Source organism: Paenibacillus sp. PDC88, assembly GCF_900106725.1.
GTDB classification, from domain to species: Bacteria; Bacillota; Bacilli; order Paenibacillales; family Paenibacillaceae; genus Paenibacillus; species Paenibacillus shunpengii.
This window is the reverse complement of sequence record NZ_FNNT01000028.1, coordinates 1-3,204: the sequence shown is the minus strand read 5'-3', so window position 1 is coordinate 3,204 and position 3,204 is coordinate 1. Positions and strand designations below refer to the sequence as shown.

The following is a 3,204-nucleotide window of genomic DNA, read 5'->3' as shown; positions in this document are numbered from 1 at the left end:
CTAGTACATGATGGCTCAATTAATAAATCATAAATTCGAAAGTTTGCTGGACACAGAATTACCCTTTCTGTATGCTAAAGTTAGTGTTTATCAGCACGGAAAGGGCTGAGAAATTATGCCTTGGAAACAAGCGGCGACGGTTATCTTGAGCGACAGACAGCGTAAAATTTTGGAGTCGTTTAAAAAAGGAACACATACACCCTTACATTTCATTGAAAGGTCTACCATTATCCTCATGGCCGCTGATGGGATTACCAATAAACAGATTGCCCGTGAAACCGGATTGGACCGTAACAAAGTGAAACTCTGGCGAATCCGTTGGGATAAGGCATCAGCAGAAACGGCAAAGGTGGAGGCTGAACGGCCAAACGCCTTGAAGGCGCATATTCAATCGGTACTCAGCGACGAACAACGGTCAGGGGCCCCAGCCACCTTCACACCAGAACAAGTCGCCCATATCATCGCCATCGCGTGCCAATCCCCGAAGGAACATGGTGTGCCGATGAGCCACTGGACACCTTCGGAATTAGCCCGACAGGCCGTGAAACAAGGGATTGTGGAAAGCATTTCGCCCCGCCAGGTGGGGCGCTTTTTAAAAAGATGCGGACTTGAAGCCTCATCTCAGCCGGTATTGGCTCAATCCGAACATCGAGAACCTTGACCAGTTCCGGGAAGAAGTCAAGCAGGTTTGCGATGTCTATCGGGATGCCCCTGCGCTCGAAGAGCAACAAACACACGTCCATTCCTGCGATGAAATGACCGGCATTCAAGCTCTTGAGCACAAGCATCCGGCACTTCCGATGCAGGCGGGCAAAGTAGAACGCCGGGAATTTGAATATATCCGCCACGGCACGACTGGACTAATCGCTTCACGGAATGTGGTCACCGGAAAAATCGAAGCGCCGCTGATTCAACCGACACGAACCGAGGACGATTTCGTTCGGCATATTCAAGATGTCGTGCAACTGCATCCGGAAGATCGTCATATCTTTGTCGTGGATCAATTAAACACTCATCAATCGGAATCGTTGGTGAGGTTTGTTGTTCAGCAATGCAAGATCAATTTGGCACCAGATGAGCTGGGAGTCAAAGGGAAATCCGGAATTCTGGAAAGCATGGAAACCCGGAAAGCCTTTTTGCAAGATGAGAGCCATCGCATTCGCTTTGTCTACACCCCCAAGCATTGTTCATGGCTCAACCAAGTGGAGTGCTGGTTTTCCATCTTGATTCGCAGATTGTTGAATAAGCGATCCAGTTTTTCATCGAGAGAAGCCTTGGAGCAACGCATCGCCCAGTTTATCGAATACTACAACGAGCATTTGGCTAAACCATTTCGATGGACGTTCGATGGAAAGTTACTCAAAGTGTAAATCTCTATTTAGGGCTTGCTGAACGATTGCTTAGCAGAAATTCAGGGCAGGGCGACGGCGGAACAGGAAGGCGAAAATAAGGCAAAAAAGAACGCGGAGCCTGCGCTCCAGGTTCATCACCAGCAGTTGCAGCGTGATGGCGGACAGGCTGGTCTGCGCGAGACGCGCTCGAATACGGCCAAGCCCGTACTTGCGCTTGCCTTCTCCGAATTTGCCTTCGATGGCATTTCGTTCACCGGCATCCCGTTTGTCCTGATTTTGCTGTTCACGAGTCGGACCGTCCTTCGGTGGTCTTCCCAAAGCCGGGCCGCTGAGCCGGATGCCATGCTGCTTGCAAAAGTTCCGGTTCTCGCGGGTGCGATAGATTTGATCCGCCTGTACGACAGCTGGATAATAGCCGAAGCGACGACGGTAGTTCTTGATCGTCTCGATGAGCGTTGTACTCTCGTTGAAGTTATCCCAGGACGCACGATCCAGGAAAGCGTAACCTTTTGTCATGCTGACGGTGAGCTTTGCGCCGAACTCCACTCGCGCCTTCGCTTTCCCGCGCACGATCGGCCTCACATGCGGCTGATGGATACTCACGATGCGGTCTTCGATTTGGTGCGACCGCGTCCTGTACATGTGGAGCTGTTGGCGGTACAGTTCATGAATCACCAGCAGATCACGATAGGCTTTGCGACTCAGCAGCGTGAGCGGCTGCGTCTTTGCTTGCTCGGCAATGATGACGAGGTTCCGTTCCACATACCCCAGCTGACGGCGGATGGCTTTGCGAATGACTTTCGGTCCCGGCCTGCGCTGTTTGGACACCGCCAGAAACTGCTTGCGCGCTTTTTCCCTGTAGGTGCGCGGTTTTGCCGTTTGTCCGATGACCGGTTCGTGCAGCGTATCGATGATCGCTTCCAGCTTCTCCCGCGCTTCATTCAGCAGATTCAGATCGGTCGGATACGCCACATCCGCCGGGGCGCAGGTGGCGTCCACCAGCAGTGTCCCTTGATTCGGTTGTTCCGGCGTTTCCGGCGCCGCGGTGGAATCGATGGCCTCATCGGTCTCAAGTTCGGACGCTTCCGGTGGCGCCGACGCTTCAACCGTCTGCTCCGCAACAGGCGTTTGCGCTGCCGATTCAACTAGCGTTTCCTCGAACAGCGCCTGCTGTTCGAATTCGGTTTCGGTTGCAGCGGCGCGAGGCGTCGACCGCTTTCTTTTTCCGTCGCTTACGCTGCCTGAATGGTCATCATCGTCTTTCGTTTCCTTCGCGCCCTGGGTGGCGACGATCTCGTTCAATTCGGCCAGCACGTCCGACAGACGTTTACGGAAATGCGTCATCATGGAATGGTGGAACGGCGGCTTCATCACAAATCCGGGCAAACCGATGAAGTATTGCATATAGGGGTTCTCGCTGATCGACGTCAGGGTTTCTCTGTCGCTCAACTGCATGCGTTCCTGAATGATCAGCGCGCCGAGCCCCATGCGCAGGCTGATCGTTTGCTGACCGCGGAAGGTGTCTTTGAAGAAACGACCGTATTTCTGTTCAGCCGCCGCCCACGGCACCAACTGTGCCAACTGAACCCAACGATTCTTTTCATCCAGTTTTCCGCCGAAGGGAAGAAAGAAATCGCCAGGCAGGATCAATTGATTGTCGAGGTGTGCGGTCGGCTTGAACATTTTCGTCGCTCCATCTGCAAGGATTTTGGGCTGTTTTCCGAAGATTCCTTTGCATATGATTTCGACATACAAATCCCGAATCCCTTGTTATTATGCGATTTTTTACAGCTTTTCGGGGCGTTCAGCAAGCCCTATTTAGTGACTGGATAATTACGCCATCATGTACTAG

The 3,204-nt window shown here is 52.5% G+C and carries 3 protein-coding genes; 2 read left to right on the top strand and 1 reads right to left on the bottom strand.

All coding sequences use genetic code 11. From position 1 onward, the window contains the following. Window positions 1–115 precede the first annotated feature (115 nt). Window positions 116–661: a helix-turn-helix domain-containing protein gene (locus tag BLW49_RS28385; RefSeq protein WP_090728277.1), complete on the top strand. Its 546-nt coding sequence runs from the start codon at window positions 116–118 to the stop codon at window positions 659–661. Then, window positions 609–1,370, top strand: coding sequence for a transposase (locus tag BLW49_RS28380; protein ID WP_090728276.1), 762 nt, complete (start codon window positions 609–611; stop codon window positions 1,368–1,370). The genes BLW49_RS28385 and BLW49_RS28380 overlap by 53 nt, the downstream gene beginning before the upstream one ends. A 30-nt stretch (window positions 1,371–1,400) precedes the next feature. On the opposite strand, the gene BLW49_RS28375 is transcribed toward BLW49_RS28380, so the two are convergent. Beyond that, window positions 1,401–3,035: an IS5 family transposase gene (locus BLW49_RS28375; protein WP_090728279.1), complete on the bottom strand. Its 1,635-nt coding sequence runs from the start codon at window positions 3,033–3,035 to the stop codon at window positions 1,401–1,403. Between the last annotated feature and the right edge of the window lie 169 nt (window positions 3,036–3,204).